Origin of the sequence: Undibacterium sp. TC4M20W, from assembly GCF_049340245.1 — a bacterium.
Classification (GTDB): Bacteria; Pseudomonadota; Gammaproteobacteria; order Burkholderiales; family Burkholderiaceae_D; genus Undibacterium.
Genome location: NZ_JBMPPI010000005.1, coordinates 197,412 through 221,122, shown reverse-complemented (window position 1 = coordinate 221,122; position 23,711 = coordinate 197,412). Strand labels below are relative to the sequence as shown.

21 protein-coding genes are annotated in these 23,711 nt (G+C 51.3%); 12 read left to right on the top strand and 9 right to left on the bottom strand.

The window, feature by feature from the left end:
- Positions 1–70: 70 nt before the first annotated feature.
- Entirely contained in the window at positions 71–955 is an 885-nt protein-coding gene (locus tag ACO0LL_RS09115) for an HDOD domain-containing protein (RefSeq protein ID WP_422950535.1), read from the bottom strand.
- Positions 956–1,183: 228 nt separating this feature from the next.
- On the bottom strand, positions 1,184–3,046 hold the full coding sequence (locus ACO0LL_RS09110) for a DUF885 domain-containing protein (protein WP_422950534.1): 1,863 nt from the start codon (positions 3,044–3,046) through the stop codon (positions 1,184–1,186).
- A 420-nt stretch (positions 3,047–3,466) separates the two neighbouring features.
- On the opposite strand from ACO0LL_RS09110, the gene ACO0LL_RS09105 reads away from it, so the two are divergent.
- Positions 3,467–4,576: a hypothetical protein gene (locus tag ACO0LL_RS09105; protein ID WP_422950533.1), complete on the top strand. Its 1,110-nt coding sequence runs from the start codon at positions 3,467–3,469 to the stop codon at positions 4,574–4,576.
- Positions 4,577–4,686: 110 nt separating this feature from the next.
- Here the strand turns inward: ACO0LL_RS09105 and ACO0LL_RS09100 are convergent, their stop codons facing one another.
- Positions 4,687–6,411 (bottom strand): methyl-accepting chemotaxis protein, encoded by a 1,725-nt coding sequence (locus ACO0LL_RS09100; protein WP_422950532.1) that lies wholly within the window; start codon positions 6,409–6,411, stop codon positions 4,687–4,689.
- A 187-nt stretch (positions 6,412–6,598) separates the two neighbouring features.
- Here ACO0LL_RS09100 and ACO0LL_RS09095 point away from each other — a divergent pair, with 187 nt between their 5' ends.
- Together ACO0LL_RS09095 and ACO0LL_RS09090 are read left to right on the top strand one after the other, a co-directional pair.
- Positions 6,599–7,585, top strand: a complete 987-nt coding sequence (locus tag ACO0LL_RS09095) for a fumarylacetoacetate hydrolase family protein (RefSeq protein WP_422950531.1) — start codon at positions 6,599–6,601, stop codon at positions 7,583–7,585.
- A gap of 81 nt (positions 7,586–7,666) precedes the next feature.
- Complete coding sequence (locus tag ACO0LL_RS09090) at positions 7,667–8,827, top strand: ABC transporter substrate-binding protein (RefSeq protein WP_422950649.1); 1,161 nt, start codon at positions 7,667–7,669, stop codon at positions 8,825–8,827.
- 5 nt (positions 8,828–8,832) lie between these two features.
- Here the strand turns inward: ACO0LL_RS09090 and ACO0LL_RS09085 are convergent, their stop codons facing one another.
- A complete protein-coding gene (locus tag ACO0LL_RS09085) occupies positions 8,833–11,094 on the bottom strand; it encodes a patatin-like phospholipase family protein (RefSeq protein ID WP_422950530.1) in 2,262 nt (753 codons plus the stop codon).
- Positions 11,095–11,219: 125 nt separating this feature from the next.
- On the opposite strand from ACO0LL_RS09085, the gene ACO0LL_RS09080 reads away from it, so the two are divergent.
- The 4 genes from ACO0LL_RS09080 (at position 11,220) to ACO0LL_RS09065 (ending at position 13,999) form a co-directional block, all read left to right on the top strand.
- Positions 11,220–12,161: a CysB family HTH-type transcriptional regulator gene (locus ACO0LL_RS09080; protein WP_422950529.1), complete on the top strand. Its 942-nt coding sequence runs from the start codon at positions 11,220–11,222 to the stop codon at positions 12,159–12,161.
- The gene (locus tag ACO0LL_RS09075; RefSeq protein WP_422950528.1) at positions 12,158–12,961 is read left to right on the top strand and encodes an HAD family hydrolase; all 804 of its coding nucleotides are present in this window, start codon (positions 12,158–12,160) and stop codon (positions 12,959–12,961) included. The genes ACO0LL_RS09080 and ACO0LL_RS09075 overlap by 4 nt, the downstream gene beginning before the upstream one ends.
- A complete protein-coding gene (locus tag ACO0LL_RS09070; protein WP_422950527.1) occupies positions 12,954–13,607 on the top strand; it encodes a class I SAM-dependent methyltransferase in 654 nt (217 codons plus the stop codon). Before ACO0LL_RS09075 ends, ACO0LL_RS09070 begins: the two co-directional genes overlap by 8 nt.
- Before the next feature lie 95 nt (positions 13,608–13,702).
- Positions 13,703–13,999 carry an SCP2 sterol-binding domain-containing protein gene (locus ACO0LL_RS09065; RefSeq protein WP_422950526.1) on the top strand — a complete coding sequence of 99 codons (297 nt, stop codon included), beginning with the start codon at positions 13,703–13,705 and terminating at the stop codon, positions 13,997–13,999.
- Positions 14,000–14,110: 111 nt separating this feature from the next.
- Here the strand turns inward: ACO0LL_RS09065 and ACO0LL_RS09060 are convergent, their stop codons facing one another.
- The gene (locus tag ACO0LL_RS09060) at positions 14,111–14,449 is read right to left on the bottom strand and encodes a hypothetical protein (protein WP_422950525.1); all 339 of its coding nucleotides are present in this window, start codon (positions 14,447–14,449) and stop codon (positions 14,111–14,113) included.
- A gap of 103 nt (positions 14,450–14,552) precedes the next feature.
- On the opposite strand from ACO0LL_RS09060, the gene ACO0LL_RS09055 reads away from it, so the two are divergent.
- Positions 14,553–14,864, top strand: coding sequence for a 2Fe-2S iron-sulfur cluster-binding protein (locus tag ACO0LL_RS09055; RefSeq protein WP_422950524.1), 312 nt, complete (start codon positions 14,553–14,555; stop codon positions 14,862–14,864).
- 15 nt (positions 14,865–14,879) lie between these two features.
- Here the strand turns inward: ACO0LL_RS09055 and ACO0LL_RS09050 are convergent, their stop codons facing one another.
- The 4 genes from ACO0LL_RS09050 to ACO0LL_RS09035 form a co-directional block, all read right to left on the bottom strand.
- Positions 14,880–15,872, bottom strand: coding sequence for a CapA family protein (locus tag ACO0LL_RS09050; RefSeq protein WP_422950523.1), 993 nt, complete (start codon positions 15,870–15,872; stop codon positions 14,880–14,882).
- On the bottom strand, positions 15,872–16,231 hold the full coding sequence (locus tag ACO0LL_RS09045) for a hypothetical protein (RefSeq protein ID WP_422950522.1): 360 nt from the start codon (positions 16,229–16,231) through the stop codon (positions 15,872–15,874). Before ACO0LL_RS09045 ends, ACO0LL_RS09050 begins: the two co-directional genes overlap by 1 nt.
- A gap of 196 nt (positions 16,232–16,427) precedes the next feature.
- The gene (locus ACO0LL_RS09040; protein WP_422950521.1) at positions 16,428–18,560 is read right to left on the bottom strand and encodes a 3-hydroxyacyl-CoA dehydrogenase NAD-binding domain-containing protein; all 2,133 of its coding nucleotides are present in this window, start codon (positions 18,558–18,560) and stop codon (positions 16,428–16,430) included.
- Positions 18,561–18,581: 21 nt separating this feature from the next.
- Complete coding sequence (locus ACO0LL_RS09035) at positions 18,582–19,784, bottom strand: acetyl-CoA C-acetyltransferase (RefSeq protein ID WP_422950520.1); 1,203 nt, start codon at positions 19,782–19,784, stop codon at positions 18,582–18,584.
- Between the two features lie 155 nt (positions 19,785–19,939).
- On the opposite strand from ACO0LL_RS09035, the gene ACO0LL_RS09030 reads away from it, so the two are divergent.
- The 4 genes from ACO0LL_RS09030 (at position 19,940) to ACO0LL_RS09015 (ending at position 23,682) form a co-directional block, all read left to right on the top strand.
- On the top strand, positions 19,940–20,419 hold the full coding sequence (locus tag ACO0LL_RS09030; RefSeq protein WP_422950519.1) for a thioesterase family protein: 480 nt from the start codon (positions 19,940–19,942) through the stop codon (positions 20,417–20,419).
- A gap of 59 nt (positions 20,420–20,478) precedes the next feature.
- A complete protein-coding gene (locus tag ACO0LL_RS09025; protein ID WP_422950518.1) occupies positions 20,479–21,264 on the top strand; it encodes an enoyl-CoA hydratase/isomerase family protein in 786 nt (261 codons plus the stop codon).
- 255 nt (positions 21,265–21,519) lie between these two features.
- A complete protein-coding gene (locus ACO0LL_RS09020) occupies positions 21,520–21,723 on the top strand; it encodes a cold-shock protein (protein ID WP_007878889.1) in 204 nt (67 codons plus the stop codon).
- Positions 21,724–21,957: 234 nt separating this feature from the next.
- Positions 21,958–23,682 carry a methyl-accepting chemotaxis protein gene (locus tag ACO0LL_RS09015; RefSeq protein ID WP_422950517.1) on the top strand — a complete coding sequence of 575 codons (1,725 nt, stop codon included), beginning with the start codon at positions 21,958–21,960 and terminating at the stop codon, positions 23,680–23,682.
- Positions 23,683–23,711 lie beyond the last annotated feature (29 nt).

Genomic DNA, 23,711 nt, shown 5'->3' with positions numbered 1-23,711 from the left:
GAAACAACCAAGGGAGCATATGCTCCCTTGGTTTGTTGTACGCAGAATCTGTACGCAGTCTTGAGAAAATTCAGAGTTGCAGCGCAGCAGCCAGGGTTTGGACTTCTTCTTCTGACTCTTCCAGTATGCTGTTCAGCGTACCGTCGCCGACGACAAAGTCAATTTCTGAAGAATACTGTTCAGACACCTCGGCATAGGAATGGATATCCATGGGTGAATGCGTGGTTGCCAGTTCGTTCGCCAGTAACAGCGTATCTCCCAGGGTTTCTGGCGGCATGGCGCGCAGCCCGAACCACAGGGCTTCTACTGCTTCTACCACTTGCTGCGGCAGCATGAGGCTTTTGATCACGGCGGCACCTATCTGCGACTCGGATGATTCGCGGTCTATGATGGTGTCGAGGAAAGAGGGCAGGTCATCCGGGCTGGAATCAGGTGCAGGTTCATCCCGTTCTATGAGAGAAGGGTACTCATCGACACGGGACAGCAGGTAAAAATTTCCCACTTCATGCACGATACCGGCAAACATCGCTGTGTCCGGGTCCAGCTTGGTGATACGCCTGGCAATGACGCGTGACAGCGCTGCTACCTGGGCCGTATGCTCCCACAGCTTATTCGTCATGGCCTGCAATTGCTTGTTCTTGCTGGTGCCCGCCAGTTGGCGCACCACCAGCGAAGCAACCACCGCACGCAGGGTGCGAAAGCCCAGACGGCTGATGGCCGCCTTGACATTGGTGACATCATTGCCGCGGTTGTAGGCTGCAGAATTGGCTATGGCGACCATGCGGGCCGCCAGGAAGGGTTCGTTCAAGACCAGTTTGGTTGCCGTATCAATGCTGCAATCCGGGTCATCCAGGGTCTGTTGCAGTTTAATGGAAGCCGCCACATTCGTCGGGAAAACCAGCTCTCCCCGTTTGGCTTGTTCAGCTATGCTGTTGAGCGCATCGATTTTATTCATCGCTATGTCTTTTGCACAAGTTAAACAAACATATGACAGGTGCAAGCTACACCCGGCCGGTCAGCACCGGGCTTGTTTATTGATCAACAAGCCCGGTGCTGTATTCGATATATTGCTTATGCTTGAAAATAAGTTTGAAAATGGGTTTGCAGAATGAGTCTTATGTTTCATTCTGCTTCAGATAGTGTTGCAGGTCAATCAAGCGATAGAAAATAAATCCAAACTTGCTCAATTTGTCTTTTGGCTGTCTATCCACTTGTTGACTTTGGCTTCCAGCAGGGCCAGTGGCAGGGTGCCGTCGCTGAGTATCACGTCATGGAACTGGCGCAGATCAAAGCGCTTGCCCAGGGCAGCACTGGCTTTTTGCCTGAGTTCGACAATTTTAAGTGAACCTATCTTGTAGCCCAGCGCCTGGCCCGGCCAGGCCATGTAACGCTCGGTTGCCTGGCGTGAGGCAGCTTCGCTATAGCCCAGAGTCGTTTGCTGGTACTGAATGGCTTGCTCGCGTGTCCAGCCTTTTGAATGCAAGCCGGTATCGACGACCAGGCGGGTGGCGCGCAAGAGTTCATCTGTCAGGTGGCCTAGATAGGCACTTGGGTCATTTTCAAACAGGCCCATTTCCTTGCCCAGGGTTTCGGCATACAAGGCCCAGCCCTCGGTATAGGCATTATTGCCGCCGAATTTACGGAACTTGGGTATGTCCAGTTCCTGCGATGTTGCCAAATGGAAATGATGCCCTGGCTGGCCTTCATGCAGGTACAGGGTTTTCATGCCCGTCGTGCTGTAGTCAGCGGGGTTGTTGATGACCGCCCAGAATACACCGGGGCGTGAGCCATCAAAGGCTGGCTGGGTGTAATGGTCAGACGCGGTCTGACGGCTGATTTCTGGCTCGGCTCGGATATCCAGCGCTGCCTTGGGCATTTTGTTGAACAGTTCTGGCAGTTTGGCCTTGACCATTTTTTCTATCTGGCGATAGCCATCGAGCACCTCGGCTTCTGTTTTATATGGGCGATACTGGTTTTGCGTATCTATCCAGGCTGGCAGGCCCACCGGGTCGCCGCTATAACCCAGTTTTGGGCCGAGGGCGACAAATTCGCTTTGTATGCGCGCAACTTCCTTCAAACCTATCGCATGTATGGTTTCCGGGTCCAGGGTAGTCGTGGTCTGGTCGCGTACCAGAGCGCGATACCAGGCGTCACCACCTGGCAATGCGCCAAAACCACTGCTGCTGCGGCTGGCGGCCAGATAATCCTGTGACAGGAATTGATTGAACTGGCGCAAGGCGGGCAAGACTTTTGCAGTTAATACCTGCTTGTATTCTTTGCTCAGGCGTTGCTTGTCTGCTTCACTAAAGCCTTCGGGGAAGTTTTTGACAGGGGCAAAGTAGGCATGATCTTCGGCCTTGTCGGTCACCAGTTGGGCAAACTGGGGCAGGGCAGAATTAACCAGGGCCTTGGGCAGGACGATGCCGCGTTTCATGCCTTCGCGCATGTTCGCGGTGGCCTGGTTGATCCATACCGGCAATTGCGCCAGACGACGCAAGAAGATTTCGTATTGTTTGACTGTCTTCAGGGGTTGTGCGCTCTGGCCGGAGGCGAAGTGGGCCAGGGTCACGGGCAGGCTGTCCATCTGATTGACGGGGAGCAGATGCCCGTCAAATTTGGACATTTCCAGGCTGGCCTTGAGTTCATAATCCAGGCAGTCATAAGTAACGGCATCGCTTGCTGATAATTGTTCACGTTGTATGCGTGCCAGTCTGCTGGAAACTTCCTTCAACATGGCAATCTGCCTGGCCCTGACAGGTGCCGACAGTGTCATTGGCAGTCTGTCGTCATAGCGGGTGTCGCCATTATAAGTGGCACCTATGGGGTCAAAGGCAGTTTGTTTTTCATAGTATTCGTCAGCCAGCTTGTTCAGTTGCTGCCCTTGTTGCTGTCCGGCTTGCGCGACTACCGCCTGCTTGCCAGTTGCGCTGCCTTTGTCATTTTTGTCATTTTTGTCATTTGCAGCCAGCGCGCTGGCGCAACTGAGGACACCGGCAGAAATAAGGACACTGGATAGTAAACGCAACTTGAAACGCAACTTGAGCATAAGAATTTCCCGGAGAAGATTAAAATAGTTTGCAAGCATACCACTGTGTGTATGCAAGTTTGTCATGTGCTTGTTCTGGCCTTGCCATAGCCTTGTTCAGGCCTTGCTAAGACCCAGTTTGATATTGGCAGTTCCCTGGCCGCTAAAGCTGGCTGAAAAAAAACGGTCTTGTCTGCCTCTTAGTCATAAAGCTTTTTAAACTTTGACCGTTACCTGTTTAGATCACGCATATTCCATTTGACGAATGAGCAATACTGAAGTGCGTGCGGATGGAAGGTATATCGGGCTGACAAGCTTCGCGTGGTCGTGTCCTGTGTGTTGAGCGCAGGACGGCGAGGGGAGCTGTTGTATGTAAAAAATATAAGCCCCCGGTATGTGTTCCAGGTTTACTTCATCATCAGCTCATGGCTGGAGCACATCATGAAAATTGCGTCCTCAGATATTTCCTTTTCTTCACAACATACTGCCACTACAACGCTGGAAACGCAGGAAAAACTGCGCGCCTGGATAGGCAAGGAACGCCCTGATTTTGAAGGCAGGAATGCCAGTCTCCCGGCGAACTTGAGAAACGCGTCAAGCAATGTGCAAATTTCAGACGCTGCCAGAGCCGCCCAGCTTGCGCCAGCGATACCTGCCGACAATGCGGCTGCACAGACTGACGCTGTGCAGAAAGCCAGCGATGAGGCTGACAATGACCCGCGCATACGCCTGATCAAATACATCATAGAACTCATGACGGGTAAACAGATCAACACCCTGAGCAGTGCAGATATACAGGCAGATACCAGTGCGCCAGCAGCACCGTCAGCACCAGCATCCCAGGCACCTGCTGACGCAGCACAAAATGCCCAGCCAGCGCAGAAAGGCTGGGGAGTGGAAGTAGATACGCATCAATCCTATACCGAGACTGAACAGACTTCTTTCCATTCGACCGGCAAAATAGTGACTGCAGATAATAAGGAAATCAGCTTTGATCTGTCGTTTGAATTAAACCGCAGCTATCATGAAGAAAGTAGCAGCAGTGTGCGCCTTGGCGATGCCAAAAAAGTCGATCCTCTGGTAATTAATTTCTCTGGTAATTCTACCCAACTGACATCGCAAAAATTTGCTTTTGATCTGGATGCCGATGGCAAGAAAGATAATATCTCTTTCGTTCAGGGCGCCGGTTTTCTGGCGCTGGATAAAAACAATGATGGCAAGATCAATAATGGTAGTGAATTGTTTGGTCCGGGTACCGGAAATGGTTTTTCTGAACTGGCAGCTTATGACAGTGATGGTAATCACTGGATAGATGAAAACGATGCGATTTACCAAAAACTCAAAGTATGGACCAAGGATGGTGCCGGGCATGATCAATTGCAAACCCTGAAACAGGCGAATGTCGGCGCACTGTATCTTGGCAATGCCAGCACTGAGTTTGATTTGAAGAATGCGCAAAATCAGTCTAACGGACAGTTACGTTCTTCCGGCATATGGTTAAGTGAAGACGGTAAGGCGCATAGTTTGCAGCAAGTGGATTTGTCGGTATAAATTGCCTGGCCTGCTTTTCTGACCTGCGCATACAAAAACAGCTCCTTACACAATGAGCTGTTTTTGTATGCGCGTTGATAATCTTTATTCAATCACTACTCAATCACCATTTAAAATTCTTCCCAGTCGTCATTTGTCGCAGCGGTCGGTTTTTCCATGCTGGATGTTTTCATCGCTGGTTTCGTTGCCGCTTTTGCCGATGCCTTGCTTATTTTTAAAGTAGTCGTTGCAACGCGTGGTGCTTTATTTGGCGCCTTGCTCAATGCAGGTGCAGGCGGTTTTTTCACTACCGCATCCAGTTTGAAAACGCTGACAGCCTGGGCCAGTGCGCCAGCCTGTTCTTGCATGCTCTCGGCGGCCGCTGCAGCCTGTTCGACCAGGGCAGAGTTTTGCTGCGTCATTTCATCCATCTGCGTAATCGCCAGATTGACTTGCTCTATACCTGCGCTTTGTTCCTGGCTGGCGGCAGTGATCTCACTCATGATGTCAGCCACATGCTTGATGGAAGTGACGATTTCATCCATGGTCAGGCCAGCTTCATCGACAAGCTTGTTACCGAGATTGACTTTCTCTACGGAGTCATCGATGAGGGTCTTGATTTCTTTGGCGGCGCTGGCGCTGCGTTGCGCGAGGTTCCTGACTTCGGCGGCTACCACGGCAAAACCCCGGCCTTGTTCGCCAGCACGGGCGGCTTCGACTGCGGCATTCAAAGCCAGGATATTGGTCTGAAAGGCAATACCATCAATGACGCCGATGATATCAACGATCTTGCCAGAGCTGTCCTTGATGGAGCCCATGGTATTAACAACCTGACCAACGATATTGCCGCCCTTGGTAGCAACTTCAGTCGCCGAGATTGCCAGTTGATTGGCCTGGCGGGCATTATCAGCATTTTGCTTGACGGTGGATGTCAGTTCTTCCATGGAAGACGCGGTTTCTTCGAGGGAGCTCGCCTGCGACTCTGTCCTGCTTGAAAGGTCGGCATTACCAGAGGCGATTTCACTGGATGCCGTTGAGATCATCTCCGTGCTGCTATGCACCTGGCTGATGGTCATGACCAGACTGTTATTCATATCTGCCAGCGCACTCAGCAACTGACCGGTTTCATCCCTTGAGCGTACTTCTATGCGACCGGTCAGGTCGCCATTGGCGACCTTGGTGGCGACCTGGACGGCTTCATCGAGTGGGATGGTAATCGAGCGAGAAATCCAGGTGGCAATGACAGCACTGATGATGAAGGCAATAATACCCAGTACTATCATGAGGTTACGTGAAAACATGATGATGCTTTTGATCGCCTCACCATTGGTTTCCATATCATTTCTTTGTATGGCGCTCAGACTCTCTATGTCAATCAGGGATTGTTTCAACGCAGGGAAGGTGGATTTTCCCATCATGGCGGTGGCTTCATCCTTTTGATCCAGCTCTATGAGGTCGCCGGTCTTGCTGAAAGCCGCGACGAATGCGGCATTGGAGGCAATGAGTTTTTCAACTGCGTCTTTTTCCTTCTGAGGTATCGCCAGTTTTTTGGAAATCTCAAGCAGGGCGTTGATTTTTTTCTTGTTTGCATCAATGGAGGCATACTGCGCCGTGCGGGCTTTCTGATCTGGTGTAATGAACAACTCCAGTGTACGGCTACCGTTTTCCTGTATCAGCGCAGAAATTTCCAGGGCGCTGATGACGCCGACTGCATCATCTTCGAGTATTTCCTTGTTCCGGTCTGCAATCTCATTGAGCCTCACCACGCTGATGACGACCATGAGCAGCATGGTCAACAAGGTCAGGCCGAAGCCAAAGCTGAGACGTACCCTGATTTTTAAATTACTGAAGTTCATGGTAATTATTCCTGTGCAGATCAGTTTTGAGGGGGCAGGCAACGGCAGTTTGAGGTTTTAGCATACCTAAAATTGCGCTGTTCTGCTAAGTAAATTGGTCATTAGTCGCGGCACCTGTCAGTTTCCTGACAATTTCATTAAACCCTTCGGGTAAAATCGCAGAATACTTGATCAAAACAGAGGAATTATGAAGCTTGCAACACTGAAGGATGGTTCCCGGGACGGGCAATTACTGGTTGTTTCCCGTGACTTGAAGACAGCAGCCATTGCTGACGGCATCGCCCCGACCTTGCAACGTGCCCTGGACGACTGGAATTTCATCCAGCCCCAGCTCGAAGAGCTGTATAACCGCCTGAATTCTGGCAGGGCAGCCTATAGTTTTGAGTTTGAAGCAAAAAACTGCATGTCACCTCTGCCACGCGCATTTCAATGGGCGGACGGTTCATCTTATGTCAATCACGTAGAGCTTGTACGCAAAGCCAGGAGCGCCGAGATGCCAGACAGCTTCTGGCATGACCCTTTGATGTATCAGGGCGGCAGCGATGACTTCATTGGCCCTTGCGATGACATCGTCATGACGTCGGAAGAATGGGGCATAGACTTTGAAAGTGAAATCGCCGTCGTGACCGGCGATGTGCCCATGGGTGTCAAGGTGCAGCACGCACGCGACCACATACTATTGCTCGTGCTGGTGAATGATGTGTCCCTGCGTAACCTGATCCCGGCTGAGCTGGCAAAAGGCTTTGGTTTCTTCCAGTCCAAACCCGCATCGAGTTTTTCACCAGTGGCGGTCACGCCAGATGAACTAGGGGAATTCTGGAAGGATGGCAAAGTTCATCTGCCCCTGCGCTCCAGCATGAACGGCATGCTGGTAGGGCAACCGAATGCGGGTGTCGATATGGTGTTCTCTTTCCCGCAACTGATCACGCATCTGTGCAAGACCAGAAATGCCAAGGCGGGCACTATCATTGGCTCTGGCACGGTATCAAACAAGGATGCCAGCAAGGGTTATAGCTGCATAGCTGAGAAACGCGCACTGGAAATGATAGCCCTGGGTGAACCAGTCACACCGTATATGAAATTTGGTGACAGCATCAAGATAGAAATGCTGGATAAAAACGGCAAGTCCATTTTTGGGGCAATTGATCAAAGCGTGGTTGAGTCGCATCTTTAAGTTGCTATTTTTTGCCTGATTTTGTTGTCAAATTTTATCAGCTGGTTTCATCGTCTATTTTTTGGGAGTCACCGCATGTCCATGATCTTTTCTTCTTCCCTGCGTGGCGCAGTCGTCGCAGCTTTGAGCTTGGGTAGTGTCGTGGCGCAGGCGCAGATCAGGGTGGGTATCAATTTATCTACCACCGGGCCGGCAGCGGCCATCGGTGCCTCATCCAAAAATGCCATCATGCTGTGGCCCAAAGAAATTGCAGGCAAAAAAATCGAGTATATCTTGCTTGACGATGCCAGCGACCCAGGCAATGCCGTCAAGAATGCGCGCAAACTGATCACCGAAGAAAAGGTCGATGTCATCGTCGGCCCGAATACCACGCCGAGCGCGCTGGCAATGCTGGAAACCGTGGCAGAGAATGAAACGCCGATGATCACCCTGGCCGCATCTGCCAGCATCGTTGAACCCATGGACGCCAAGCGTGCCTGGGCTTTCAAGATGCCGCAGAATGATACCCATATGACCACCATATTGACACAGCACATGGCTGATCACGGCGTGAAGACCGTGGCCTTTATTGGTTTTGCTGACGCTTATGGCGAAGGCTGGTGGCGTGAGTTTTCAAAGCTGGCTGAACTGCGCCATATCAAGATCGTTGCGAATGAACGTTTTGCCCGCACCGATACCAGCGTTACGGGGCAGGTCTTGAAAATGATGTCGGCAAAACCTGATGCCGTATTGATTGCAGGTTCTGGCACACCTGCAGTCTTGCCGCAAAAAACCTTGATAGAACGTGGTTACAAGGCGCAGATTTACCAGACCCATGGTATCGCCAGCCAGGAGTTTTTAAAGCTAGGCGGCAAGGATGTGGAAGGCACCTTGTTTCCTACCGGCCCGGCAGTGGTGGCATTGCAATTGCCGGAAAAGCATGCAGTCAAAAAAGTCTCTACCGAATTTGTGCGCAAGTATGAAGCTGCTTATGGCGCAGGCACGACAACGCAGTTTGCTGGTGACGCCTGGGGAGCGTATATGCTGCTCGCGAATGCGATTCCTGCCGCCCTCAAAACCAGCCATCCTGGCAGCAAGGCTTTCCGGCAAGCCTTGCGCACTGCGCTGGAAAACACCAGGGATCTGGTCGTCCCTCAAGGTGTCATCAACATGAATGCTGGCGACCATGTGGGCCTGGACCAGCGTTCACGCGTTATGGGCAAAATTCAGGATGGCAAATTTGTGTATGCCTACGGTGGCTAAAAAATTTATTGCCTGCCCAACTGGAAGAAAACATTTTTTGCGCCACTTTGCCCCACCGCAAAACCCAGGTAAATAGGACCGATAAAACTATTGAAACCGGCGAAAAGACTGGCACTCTTGCGCAATGACTTGAATGACATGTCTTCACCCCTGTTCCAGACACTGCCTGCTTCCAGTGACGTGCCGAGGAACAGGCTTTGTCCCGCCAGATCAAACTTCACCGCCCGCAGCAAATAAGTCATGCTGCCATAGACCATAAAGTCACCCGTGAACTGGTCAGGCTGGTACGCGGATAATTGCTGGAAACCGCCGAGGGTATACCCTATACCGCGTACATCAGTGCCTTTCTGAAACAGACCTGCCGCATTCAGTTTCAGATTGATGCTATGGTTTTCTATGCTATTTGCCCAGGTCGTATTGATCGCCACTTCCTGGAAATTTTTGCGGGTATCGCTGGTGCCCAGAAAGGCGCTGGCATCTATCTTGTAGCCATAGCGCGGGAAGCTGGCATCGCTGAGCTGGTCGAAGACGATTGCCGACTTCAGGCCAAACTGTTGCAAGTCTGCGCTCGGCAGGGATTCGACTTTCGTGCTGCCATCTTCATTCAAGAGCAGGAAGCCACCTATCTTCGGGCGCACGCGGTAGTGATTGAAATTCAGGCCCAACTTGGCTTCACCGAGTGTGCTTTGTTCACCTATGCGAAAGCCCAGATCCAGCCCCAGTTTGTCGCTGCGGAAATTGTATTCAGCAATACGGGTATTGCCGCTATACAGGTTGCGGGTGTTCTGGCCTATCTCTGCAAATGGTGCGAGATACATGCCTTCACGTTCAAACAGTGGCTGGCGCAATTCAGTGTGATATTTGATGCTGTTACCAAATTCCAGGTCATTGCGCCATTCCAGCCCGCCATCAGTCAGCCAGGGCCGGCGGTGACCAACTTGCAGCTTGAAGCCGCCAGCACCTTCAAAACCGCTGGACAGGGCCAGGCCAAAACGCAGGAAATGCGGGCCCCAGTTGCGGCCATGGGCATTTACCCGTATGCCATATTCGCCATCCCGCTCTACCAGTTCATGGTTGACGCTGTCAAACTCGCGCGCGTTATTCAGTATGGCCAGCTTGCGGTTGATTTCTTCCGCCTTGTATTCTGTACCCGGGCGTATATTCAACTGACGGCGTATATCACTCTCAGGCACGGCACCGTCGGTGCTGATATCGACAAACTGAATTTTGATCGGCGGTAATTGCGGGTTCAGGCGTATCTCATGCTTGACGGTATACATGTCTGGCGGCAGGCTCAGAGTCAGCAAGCGGGCGTCTAGTTCATGCGTGGCTTTTTCACCTATCTTCACCGCTTCCTTGGATCTGGCGAAATCCATAAAAGTGATATTGCCCAGGCCTGGTTCTATCAAAATATCTTTTGAACCCAACAGAGCTTTTTGTGCTTCCACATTTTGCTCAGTCAGAATATTCACCATCTGCTGGCTGACATTGAACAGGGTGAGTAACTGGTCGCGTGGCATCAGCGGTGTACCTATGTTAACCGCGATAATTATATCGGCACCCATTTGCCGGGCGATATCGACGGGAAGGTTCCTGACCAGGCCGCCATCAGACAATAATTTGCCATCAATTTCTACTGGCGCAAACACGCCGGGTGCTGCCATGCTGGCGCGTATGGCTTTATGCAAGGGGCCCTTCGTGAAAAGTACCATCTTGCCGGTTTCCATATCGGTCGCGACGGTACGAAAAGGGATGGGCAGGCGATCAAAATCGATGTCTGGTTGCAGGTGCGCAGTCCAGTTCTGCAAAATTTCCAGAAACTGGCTGGCCTGTACGACACCTGCGGGCAGGCGCACGCCATTGGCGCTCAGGCCCAGAGTGGCACCAAGAGGGTATTGCTCATCTTCTTCCCTGACGCTTTGCGGCAGATAGCGTCTTTCCACTCTGTCTAATGCGATATCGTTGAGCTTCAAGGCATCCAGGCGCTTTTCAATTTCGCTGGCAGAAAAACCCGCCGCATACAAGCCACCGACCACTGCACCCATGCTGGTGCCGGCAATGCAATCGATAGGGACATGCAATTCTTCCAGTACCTTCAGCACACCAACATGCGCAAAGCCACGCGCACCGCCGCCAGACAAGGCCAGGCAAATCTTGGGTCTTTTAAGTTCTGGCCTCGGGACGGTAATACTTTCTGCCAGGGCAAGAGATGCTGTCGTTAAATAAACGAAAAGGCTGAAAACTGTTACTAATAATGATTTGTGCATGTTGTAATTGGTGGAAACATGGAATTCTTGGCTCAGGGTCTATATACTAGCGCATGCATATAAAACGATGCTAACCTAGGTCTAATTGCATAAGAGATTATCCTCGCCTTTACAAAAAACTACCCATGAACCTACATCAATTGCGTTTTGTACGCGAAGCTGTAAGACAGAATTTTAATCTGACTGAGGCTGCCAAGGCCTTATTTACATCGCAACCAGGTGTTTCCAAGGCAATTATTGAGCTTGAAGAGGAGTTGGGCGTCGATATTTTCACCCGTCATGGCAAGCGCATACGCGGCCTGACCGAGCCGGGCAGGGCGGTGTTGAAGTCAGTTGAGCTCATCATGCAGGAAATTGATGGACTCAAACGCATAGGCAAAGAGTTTGCGGCACAGGACAGCGGCAGTTTCACCATTGCCACTACCCACACTCAGGCACGCTATGCTTTGCCCAAGGTAGTGCAGGCTTTCATGCAAAAATACCCCAAGGTAAGATTGTCTTTATTGCAGGGCAACCCCAAGCAAATTGCCGAGATGGTCATGCGTGACCAGGCAGATATTGCGATAGCGACAGAAGCCATCGCCGGCTTTGATGGCTTGATATCCCTGCCATGTTATCAATGGGAGCATGTGGTCGTGGTGCCGGTGGATCATCCGCTGCTAAAATTAAAGAACATCAGCCTGGAAGAAATTGCCAATTACTCATTGATCACCTACGATGCCGCTTTTGCAGGCCGTAGCAAGATAGACCATGCTTTCCAGATACGCAGCCTTAAGCCCGATATCCTGCTGGAAGCCATTGATGCAGACGTCATCAAGACTTATGTAGAACTGGGTATGGGCGTTGGCATTATTGCCGGCATGGCCTTTGATGCCGAGCGCGACAAGAATTTGCGCGCCATCCCCGTAGGCCAATTGTTTGGCATGAATATTTCGCGGGTCGCCATCAAGCAGGGTGCTTATTTGCGCAGTTATATTTACACCTTTATAGAATTACTGAATCCTACCCTGAACCGTAAAATGATAGACAATGTCATGCAAGGTAATAAGGATACTTACGATTTATGAGCATGCAGGCACTGAGTAGCTGGCCTGCCGGACAACGCAGGCAAGTGCGCGGTATACTGATGGACATTGATGACACCTTCAGCAGCCATGGCAAGCTGACCGTGGCTGCGCTTGCCGCACTTGAGCGGGCAAAAAACGCAGGTTTGCGTCGTATAGCTGTGACGGGGCGGCCAACTTACTGGACCTTGCCGTTATTAAGGCTTTGTGATTTTGATGCAGTCATTGCCGAGAATGGCGCGAGTGCTTTCTGGCTGGATGAGAATGGCAGGCAGCAGGCGATGTATTACGCCGATGCACAAACCCGTCTGCAACACAGGCAGCGCCTGCTGGATTTTGCTGACATCATGCGCCAGCATTTCCCGGATGTATTGCCTGCTGCAGATGCTGCGCAACGAATAGGTGACCTGGCATTTGATATTGCTGAAAATATTCCTGCGATACCGCTGACGCAATTGAATGAAGTCGTCGCCCTGATCCGTGAACATGGCTTTCATGCGACTACCAGCAGCATCCACGCCCATGCCTCGGTTGCGCCGTTTAGCAAACAAAGCATGAGCCAGCGCGTGTTGCATGAAGTGTTTGGTGTCAGCGATGAAGCTGCAAAAAAGACTTATGTATTTATTGGTGATTCTGCCAATGATGCCAGCATGTTTGCCCATTACCCATACTCCGTTGGAGTGGCAAACGTCTGCAAATACCTGGACAGGTTTGAGGCCCACCCGGCCTATGTCTGTCATGCCGAATACGGCGAGGGATTTGTTGAGCTGGTGGATTTTCTGTTGAAAGATAAAAATGAGTGAAAACAAAATGCGCGAATACTATGCGCAACGTGCCCAGACCCTGGAAAAGGTTTACCAAAAACCTGAGCGCCAGCAAGACTTGCGTGAAATCCAGGGCAAAGTCCTGGACGTATTGAAAGACCAGCGCGTGCTGGAAGTGGCCTGTGGCACAGGCTACTGGACTGAGCGTTTTGCCCCCGTAGCGGCAAGCGTCGTGGCGACTGATTATAACCAGCCCATGCTGGATGTGGCCCAGGCCAAAGCTTACCCTGAAGGCAAAGTGCAATTTGCATTGGCTGATTTGCATGAATTGCCTGCCGCGACAGCAAACCAATACACCACTTGCTTCGCCGGTTTTTTCTGGTCGCATGTTATGCGTGATGATCAGACCAGCCTGTTGGGCCATCTGAGCAAGGTGACAGGTAAAGGCACGACACTGATGTTGATCGACAATAACTATGTCGAAGGCAGCAGCACAGTCATTGCCCGCACTGATCTTGAAGGTAATACCTTCCAGTTACGCAAGCAGGAAGATGGCAGCAGGGTAGAGATACTCAAGAACTTCCCTACTGATAGTGCACTGCGCAAAAAATTTGGTCCTGCGGTACGCGACATCCGTATTTTCAGAAACACTTACTACTGGATGCTGACTTGCACATTGAAGTAAGCATTGGCGATTGAGTTCCATACTCTTCTAGTATTGTCCCTCGAAAGCCTGCCGTGATACATTGCAAGTCGTTTACATTTTTTCTGGAGTAATTCATGGATATGCAAGCTTGCACAGAAGCGATACGCGCTAAAGTTGGTGATGATAGTGGTTTGAACGCTACCCTGAAATTTGATTGCGGTGATGACGGCGTGGTATTTGTTGATGCATTGGTGACACCAAATACAGTCAGCAATGAAAACAAGGAAGCTGGCTGCACCATCACAATTTCACTGGAAAACCTGGCAGCCTTGCTGACCGGTCAATTGAACCCTATGAACGGTTTCATGATGGGCAAACTTAAAGTGTCCGGCGACATGGGCGTGGCCATGCGCTTGCAGACTGTGGTGTAAAACCAGTCTTACAGACAAGCTTTTACAGAGCGGCATTTCCTTGGCGATAGCGAGGAAATGCCGTTTTATTTTGGACTTGCAATATTGCAGACCTTGCCGATATTACTGTTGTCAGACCAGTGACATGGCACTCAATGCCAGTGCCGACGTACCATCTGGATACAAGGCGTCATAGCAGCGTGTGCAACTGCAGCAAAAAAGGTGGGAGCGCTTGACGAATTTATAGCGCAGTATGAGTTGCAATTGCACTCCACTGCAATGGGGGCAATGCTCACGCATATGGCCTGCCGAGGGCGCATCCTCGGATTGAAAACCTTCTTCTAACATTACTCCTTCTATGACATCACGGGGATCAAGCTGCATCAGTATAAAATCTGGTGCGCGGGCATTGCGCCTTTCTGAATAAGTATCTTGCTGTTGGGAAAGTAGATGTGCACTGGCTGTCATCATGTTGAGCTCCTGAAAAGACTTCTGCCTCTGCTGAGTCATCAGGAGGGCAGGCTTTCAATCTAGTAAAATTCAAGCCTGAAGACAAGGTTGATAGCGAGAAAAAATGAATACGCCGGAAGTATTAGGGAATAAGGTATGGACTGTGACCATACAACCCCAGGGCTGGACTTGCGAAACTCATGATGAGCTCAGCCTGCTGGAAGCTGCCTTGCTGGAAGGTGTACGTATCCCCAATTCATGCCGTAATGGCACCTGCCGCACCTGCATGTGCCAGATGCTGGCCGGGGAAATAAGCTACCAGATAGACTGGCCGGGCCTGAGCCTGGAAGAAAAGCAGGAGGGCTGGATATTGCCCTGTGTCGCCCAGGCCTGTTCGGATGTGGTGCTGGATGTGCCAGCCGCAGTCAAAGTATAGCGGCTGGCATCATTATTATTCAGCGTTGCTGCATTGCCTGAGCTGCCCGTCCTTGCGATTCCAGCACGCAGTGCTGGCCTCAGGTACAGGGTGAGGCACGCCATCCTGATCTATTTTGGCCAAACGGGTATCCCAGGCTTTGACACCCTTTTTATCGAGTTGCAGGCGTATGACCCAGCCACGGGTTTGCGGTTCATTGTCGAGCTCATCCATGACGAAATTACCGAGGCTGTATATGATGGGCCTGCCCTTGTAATGCTCTACATCCTGTATCACATGGGGGTGGCCGCCTATGATGGCGTCGGCGCCTGCATCTATCATCAGTCTCGCTAACTGGCGCTGTCTTTCGACAGCGAGTTTGTCATTTTCCCAGCCCCAGTGCATGAAGGGTATGACCAGATCGGCATGGTATTGCTGGCGTGCCTTACGTATGTCAAGTACGACTTGTTCATCTTCGCTCCATGCCACACCTGCTGCCTGTGCTTCCGCTTCAAAGCTGCGCGGCATGTATTCGTTATAGCCCAGCAGGGCAATTCGCAAGCCTTTCTTTTCTATGATCAGTGGTGTATGCGCTTCACGCAGATTATTGCCGCCGCCAAAGCGCTTGATCTGCTGCTGATCGAGCAAACCCAGCATTTCCTGGAAAGCCGCACGGCCAAAATCACCGGAATGATTATTCGCAATCGACACAGCATCAACATGCTGCTTCAGCGTAGCCAGGGTGCGGGGATGCGCGCGGAAGGTGAAATTCTTGTCGGCAGCATCACCCGTTGTGGCAACCACGCATTCGAGGTTGACGACGCGTATGTCAGTACTTTTGAATAATGTGGCAAAGGCAAAAAATGGGTCTTTGCCGTCGGCGATCATTTTGCCGGGTTTGCCATCAAGGACTACATCGCCGGCAAACAATATGCTGACGTTGTCGTCTTGCGCCATGGCTGTATGTGTGAACATGCCTGTCAGCGCAATAGCTACGAGCATATGACTTACGCATTTGAGCTTCATCATCATTGCACCTCCTGCAAGGTGCAGCGATACTGCAGCTCACGTTCTATGTCACCCGCATACACGGAGTTTTGTGGTGTCAGTGGGTTCTCTTTAGTGCTGACTTTGAAGGGAGGGCGGTAAGTCGCCTGATGGACGGGGACATCGCTGCGACGCGTCTGGAAATAAGCATACAGCTTGATGTAGTCTATCTGCTGCGCCTTGCCTACCATGACGGCTTTGAAAGTGAAGCGCTCGCCTATATCGGTGCTCTTCACATCATACGGGTCAGTGACTAACTGACTTTCTATGGTTTGCATGCTGCCAGCATAACTGACATAGCAGCGCAAGAGCGGCTTGGCTGCGCATGGCATGGTCATCATTAAAAGACTGCTGAATACAAAACAACTGCTTGCCAACCATCTTTCAACTGACCACATAGCTGCACCGCCCTTAATTAGTCGAGCGCTGATTATCACAGGATTTATGCGTGCAGGGAAGCCGCTTTGTTTTGTTTTTTACATGGTCGCAGCGGCATCCATATATTTAATGCTGCTGCGACGATGCTCACTACTATTACTAATACTGCTTGCTGTCGGCAGCAAATGCCCAGTAACTCGCTGGCAAGGCAAAGCGCTCTCCATAGCTGGCCTGCAATTCTGCGGCACGCTCAGCAAAGCGCGCCGTGCCGACATGATTGACGAATTGCACCGCACCGCCAGTCCAGGCAGGGAAACCTATGCCAAAAATCGAACCTATATTGGCATCGCGTGCCGATTCCAGTACGCCTTCATCAAGGCAGCGCAGGGCTTCTATCGCCTGCATGTACAAAAACCTGTCTTGCAAATCGACATAGGGCAGGCTGTGCCCGGCCTTGCCAAACAAGTTATTCAATTCCGGCCATAGATACTTCTTGCCGCCATCTACGGGATATTCATAAAAGCCCGCGCCTGCTGCTTTGCCTGCACGCTGATGCTGATCAATCATGGTATTGATGATCGCGGCAGATGCTGGTGCTTGCCAGCTTTGGCCTTCGGCTTCCAGATCGGCCCTGGTTTGCGCCGTGACATGGCGTGACAGACTCAGTGATACTTCATCCTGCACGGCCAGCGGCCCCACCGGCATGCCGACTGAGAGCGCAGCATTTTCTATAAGTGCTGCTGGCAAACCTTCTGCCAGCATGCTCAGGCCCTCGTTGACAAAACTGGCAAACACCCGGCTGGTGAAAAAGCCGCGGGAGTCATTGACGACGATGGGTGTCTTGCCTATTTGCAGTACATAGTCATAAGCGCGTGCCAGCGTCGCCTCACTGGTTTGTTTGCCCTTGATGATTTCCACCAGCTGCATTTTATCGACAGGCGAAAAGAAGTGTATGCCTATGAATCGTTCAGGATTCTTGACGGCTTTTGCCAGGCCGCTGATCGGCAGGGTAGAGGTATTACTGGCCATGATGCCATCTGCAGCCAGCATGCTTTCCGCCTCGCTGCTGACGCTGGCTTTCAGTTCACGGTTTTCAAACACGGCTTCGATGATGAGCTCGCATCCCTCAAAATCGCTGGCAGTGGCTGAAGGCAGTATCAGTGTCAACTGACCAGCCGCTTTTTCTGCGGACAGGCGTCCCTGCTCGATTTTTTTCTGCAGGCTATTGGCAATATTGGCCTTGCCCTGCACAGCTTTTTCCAGTGATTGCTCTTTCATCACCGTGACGATGCCGCGCGCCGCACTCACAGATGCGATGCCAGCGCCCATCATGCCCGCACCGATCACACCCAGCCTGCTGATTTTTGATTTCGGGATATCCCGTGGTCTGCTTTTGCCAGAGCTGACCTCCTGCATCTGGAAAAACAGGGTGCCTATCATGTTCTTGGCCACCTGGCTTGTTGCCAGATGCGTGAAATAGCGACCCTCGATTTTGAGGGCATTATCAAAATCGACTTGTGCACCTTCTACCATCGCGGCCAGTGCGGCTTCTGGTGCAGGATAATTCCCACGGGTTCTTTCGCGCAGCATGGCAGGAGCTGCCATGATCATGGGCAGCAATTTGGCAGAGCTGGCTACGCCGCCCGGCAATTTATAGTTGGCATCATCCCAGGCTTGTTGTGTTTGAGGATGGGCCAGTATCCAGGCGCGGGCTTGTTGCAGCATGTCGTCATGGCTGCTAGCCAGCGCGTGCACCAGGCCTGCCTTGACGGCTTTAGCGGGAGCAAGTTGCTTGCTTTCAACCAGATATGGCATGGCTTCCTGCAAGCCCAGCATGCGTACCATACGCGCTACGCCACCTGCACCTGGCAACAAACCCAGTGACACTTCAGGAAAACCGATTTTGGCTTTAGGATGATCGAGGGCTACGCGGTAATGGCAGGCCAGCGCCAATTCCAGTCCGCCACCAAGAGCACTGCCATTGATGGCTGCAACGACTGGTTTTCCGAGTTTTTCGAGTCGGCGCAGCACGGCCTTGTTTTTCTCTACCATTTCCAGGCAGGTTTTTGCATCTTCTATGTTGACAAGTTCACGCAAATCGCCGCCAGCAAAAAAACTGTCTTTACCAGACGTCAGGATGACGCCGCTGAGTTGTTCTTTTTCTTCTTCCAATCTGTTGACCGCAGATGCCAGGGCCGCGCGGAATACCGCATTCATGGTATTCACCGACAAACCAGGCATATCGATGCTGAGGGTGACTATCTGATGTTGGTCTTTGCTGTAATTGATCATGATGTCTGTTTCCCCAATTTTCTATACGCGCTCTATGATGGTGGCGATGCCCATGCCACCACCCACACACAAGGTGATGAGGCCGCGCCTTAACTGGCGCGCTTCCAGCTCATCGATCAGATTGCCAAGCAGCATGCAACCTGTGGCACCGAGTGGGTGACCCAGCGCAATTGAGCCGCCATTCACATTGACTTTTTCTTCCGGCACCTTGAGGTCTTTCATGAATTTCATGACTACCGCAGAAAATGCCTCATTGATTTCAAACAGGTCTATGTCTTCAATGCTCAAACCTGCTTTATTCAAGGCTTTCAGCGTCGCAGGGCCAGGGCCGGTCAGCATGATGGTGGGATCAGTTCCTGTCACGGCAGACGCTACGATACGGGCACGTGGGTTCAGGCCCAGGCGTATGCCCATGGCGGCGCTGCCTATCAGTGCAAGCGCTGCACCATCGACAATGCCGGACGAGTTGCCAGCAGTATGCACATGCTTGATACGTTCAATGTGGGGGTACTTGCGTATCGCGACGCTATCAAAGCCCATCTTGCCTGGCATCTCAAATGAAGCCTTGAGAGTAGCCAGCGCTGCCATGCTGGATTGTGGTTTGATGAATTCATCTTCAGCCAGTATCACCAGGCCATTCATGTCGCGCACAGGGCGCAGGGATTTGAAACGGCCCGCTGCCCGTGCTGCCGTGGCTTTTTGCTGCGAGCGCAGGGCAAAGGCATCGACATCTTCGCGGCTGAAGCCTTCCAGCGTCGCAATCAGGTCTGCGCCTATGCCTTGCGGTAAAAAGTCAGTCTGCATGCTGGTTTGCGGGTCGGCTGCCCAGGCGCCACCATCTGATCCCATGGCCACGCGTGACATCGATTCAACCCCACCTGCTACCACCAGGTCCTCCCAGCCCGAGCGCACTTTTTGCGCGGCCAGGTTAACTGCTTCGAGGCCGGATGCGCAAAAGCGGTTCAGTTGTACACCTGCGACCTGCCAGTCCCAGCCTGCTGCCAGAGCCGCTGTCTTGGCGATGTCTGCCCCTTGATCGCCTATGGGGGTAACGCAACCCAGCACGACATCATCAATCAGTGCAGTGTCCAGCGACAGGCGTTGCTGCATATCCTGCATCAGGCCAGACAATAAAGAGATGGGCTTGACGCTATGCAGCGAACCATCTTTCTTGCCTTTGCCACGCGGTGTGCGTGGCGCATCAAAAAGATAGGCTTCAGTCATATGTGTTCTCCTGTCTGGTTGGATCCTGGGTTGTTGCTGTAAGGTATCAAGTGAGTCAATTTGTGGCGCAAGTGTATGATGATACAATTAATAAAGCAAATGCTTGATTAATTACTTTATTACCATTTTACTCACAGGATAGTAGGAAAAAGGCAATGACACAAAACATGATTAATAATTCAGAGTTTCAGAGCATGCTTAAAGTGGTGATTGAGGAAAAAATCCCCTTCTGCCAATTGCTGGGGATGAAGCTCGACAGTTTTGACCCGGATGCTCCACGCCTGTCCATAGGCATGCGTGACGAATTGCTCGGCAACTTTGCCCATGGCATGCTGCATGGTGGCGTCATCGCGTCTGTGCTTGATAGCGTAGCGGGATTCGCCATCCTGCTAAAAATGGCGCAACACAATCCACAGGACGATGTCATTTCACAGATCAAGGAATTCGGCAAGATGAGTACCATAGACTTGCGCATCGACTATCTGCAACCTGGGCGCGGCAAGCATTTTGTCGCGGCTGCCGGAGTCACCCGGCTGGGCAAGCGTGTCGCCAATGTCTTGATGGACTTGCGTAATGAGAAGGGGGACAGGATTGCGACTGGGGCCGCCGCCTTCATGTTGCATGGCCGCGCCTGATTGCCTTTCTGCCCGCTTGTACTAGGATGTAGATACAAACTACAACAAGGGGAGGCAGCATGAGCATACGTCTGGAAAAAGCCAATGGACTGGCTACCATCATTTTTGATAATCCCGATTGCATGAACGTCATGGGCGCAGCAGAGATTCGTGCCCTGAACCAGTTAACCGAATTGCTGGCAGAAGACCAAAGCATACGCGTCGTTATTATCCGTGCTGAGGGCAAGGTGTTTGGTGCGGGTGGTGACATCGCCAGCTTCAAGCCCGGTGACCCGGCATCCCCCGAAGCCATACGTGAAATTGGTGCCGAGCTGAACCAGGCGATATTGCGCCTGCATAAGCTGCCAGCCATCGTGATTGCCTCTGTGCACGGCGCAGTTGCCGGTGGCAGCATGGGTACCATGAATGCGGCTGATCTGGTGGTGGCGGCCAAAGGCACGCGCTTCAATATGGCTTATGCCAAGATAGGTGCCAGCCCGGATGTGGGCAATACCTGGTTCCTGCCGCGTCTCGTTGGCAACCGTAAGGCATTGGAATGGCTATTGTTTTCAGAAAATTTTGATGCTGAAGAAGCCCTGGCCTTTGGCCTGATCAACCTTGTTGTGCCGCCTGAGCAATTGAAGGACGTCACAGAAAAGCTGGCAATGAGGTTACTGCGTGGCCCGCAAGAAAGTTATGCCAGGATGAAGCGCCTGGTTTATCAGTCAGATGCGACCTCACTGGAGCAGCAGGTCAATGATGAAATCGAGGCTTTTGCCTCAGTCACGATGACATCGGACTTTGCCGAAGGTGTATCGGCCTTTCTGGACAAGCGCACCGCTCATTTTGGCTGCAAGCTTAATTAAGCGCGATTTTTTGGCAATTACGGGGATATATGACAGTTTTGTGACAGATTTTGTGTCTAAAAACCGGTTTTCTCCTCTGAAACTGCAAGATAAATCGAGAGTGTAGTGTTTTATTTTACTTTTCCCTGAAATTCTGCGTATAATCGTTCAGTCGTTGAGATTCAAAGTGGTAGTGCAGTATCAGTCTGTCATTTCTTACTTGGTTGAAACGATCTATCGGGCATATGCCCACATTAACTGAAATAGGAAATTGTAATGGCAACAGGTATTGTTAAATGGTTCAATGATTCAAAAGGTTTCGGCTTCATCACTCCAGATGAAGGCGGTGAAGATCTGTTTGCTCATTTCTCCGCTATCCAATCTAACGGCTTCAAATCTTTGAAAGAAAACCAACGCGTTTCTTTCGAAGTAACTACAGGCCCTAAAGGCAAGCAAGCTTCTAACATCCAAGCAATCTAATTGCTGATTTGTTAGTCTGCTGATGTCTGGTGTCACGCCAGATTTGCTCAAAAAATCCCCGGTTCTCCGGGGATTTTTTTTGCAAAAGCACAAAATTTTCTTTCACGAAAATTTGCAATTTTATTTATACTTGAGCTGTATTAGCCGTGTTAATGTTGTCTCTGATCAATACTCTTAATAAGAATTTTTTGTATTCTGGTTCCAAATCGGAACATAAAAAAGGGGGAAGTGAAGATGTTCAATCTGACAATCAGACTAAGACTGATAGGTGCAATGGCTTTCATGGCAATCATGCTGATCATTGGCGGATTGATGGGAGTGTACGGCGTTCACAACAGCAATGCGGTCATCAAGGAGATTTTTTCCAATCAATTGCCGTCGGTAGAAGCAATGGGGCAATCCCGTGTTTTTCTCCTGCGAGCCCGCACTGCGGTCGACAGGGCAATTGCCCATCCCGAATTCCCGGATACAGCTGAAACCCTCAAGCGTTCAGAGGATTTTTTTAACCAGTCTGAAGCTTACTGGAAAAAATACCTGGCCTTGCCGCAAGATGCCGACGAAAAGAAGTTGTCTGATGAGGTTGCCGTCTTGCGTGACAATTACATCAAGACTGCGCACATGCCCATGTTCAACGCCATCAAGGCAGGCAACAAGGAAGAGGCCGACAACATCAATATGAAGCTTGTACCGCCAGCCTTCACTGCTTACTCCGACAAAATGGCCAAGCTCAGTGAATATCAATTTACCGGTGCCGCCAATTCTTTAAAAGACAGCGAGACTGCATTCACTACCTTTTTATGGGTTGATATCCTGGGTGTGATTGGTGGTCTGGTTGCCGTATGTATCTCGGCTTATTATTTGCTGGCTGCTATTTCCAGCCCCTTGAAGCTGGCAATTGATCAGTTTGAAGCGATAGGCAATGGTGACCTGACCCAGCAACTTAAACCAACATCCCGTGATGAAATGGGGCAACTGGTTTCTGCGCTGGAAAACATGCGTCAGAGCCTCATGCAAACTGTCACCATGGTGCGGCAATCAAGCGGCTCTATTGCCGTCTCTTCAGAAGAAATCGCGACTGGTAACATGGACTTGTCCAGCCGCACTGAGCAGCAGGCTGCCAGCCTTGAAGAAACTGCTTCCTCCATGGAAGAGCTGACTTCGACCGTGCAGCAGAACGCCGATAATGCACGCCAGGCCAGCACCCTCGCATCGAGTGCTTCGGATGTTGCCAGCAAAGGTGGTCAGGTGGTCGGTGACGTGGTGCACACCATGTCTTCGATCAAGGACAGTTCTAAAAAGATCGTCGATATTATCGGTGTCATTGATGGCATTGCCTTCCAGACCAATATTCTGGCCTTGAATGCTGCGGTAGAGGCCGCACGTGCGGGTGAGCAGGGCCGTGGGTTTGCCGTGGTAGCGACTGAAGTGCGTAACCTCGCGCAGCGATCGGCCAACGCCGCCAAGGAAATCAAGGCGCTCATCAGTGATTCTGTTGATAAGGTCGAAGTTGGCTCGCGCCTGGTCGATGATGCGGGCAAGACCATGGACGAGATTGTGGTCTCTATCAAAAACGTCGCCGATATCATGGCAGAAATCACTTCTGCCAGTGCCGAACAAAGAGATGGTATCAACCAGGTCAGCCTGGCAATAAGCAAGATGGATGAGGCTACCCAGCAAAATGCTGCGCTGGTAGAGCAAGCCGCTGCCGCAGCCAGCAGCATGCGTGACCAGGCAAATAACCTGAACAATGCCGTGAGTATCTTCAAGATTGATGCAAATGATGCGGGCGGCAATAGCAGCAGGCCTGCAGTGGTTAGCCCTGCAAGAGCTGTCATCAGGGATAATCCTGTGACTAAGCGCTCTGCAGTCAAATCACTGCCTGCGGCAACTGCGGCTACGCCGAAAAAGACAGCCAAACCGGCAGCTTCTGCAGCGCAGGATGATTGGGAAGAGTTTTAATTCTCCACACTCATGGTTCAAACCTGAAT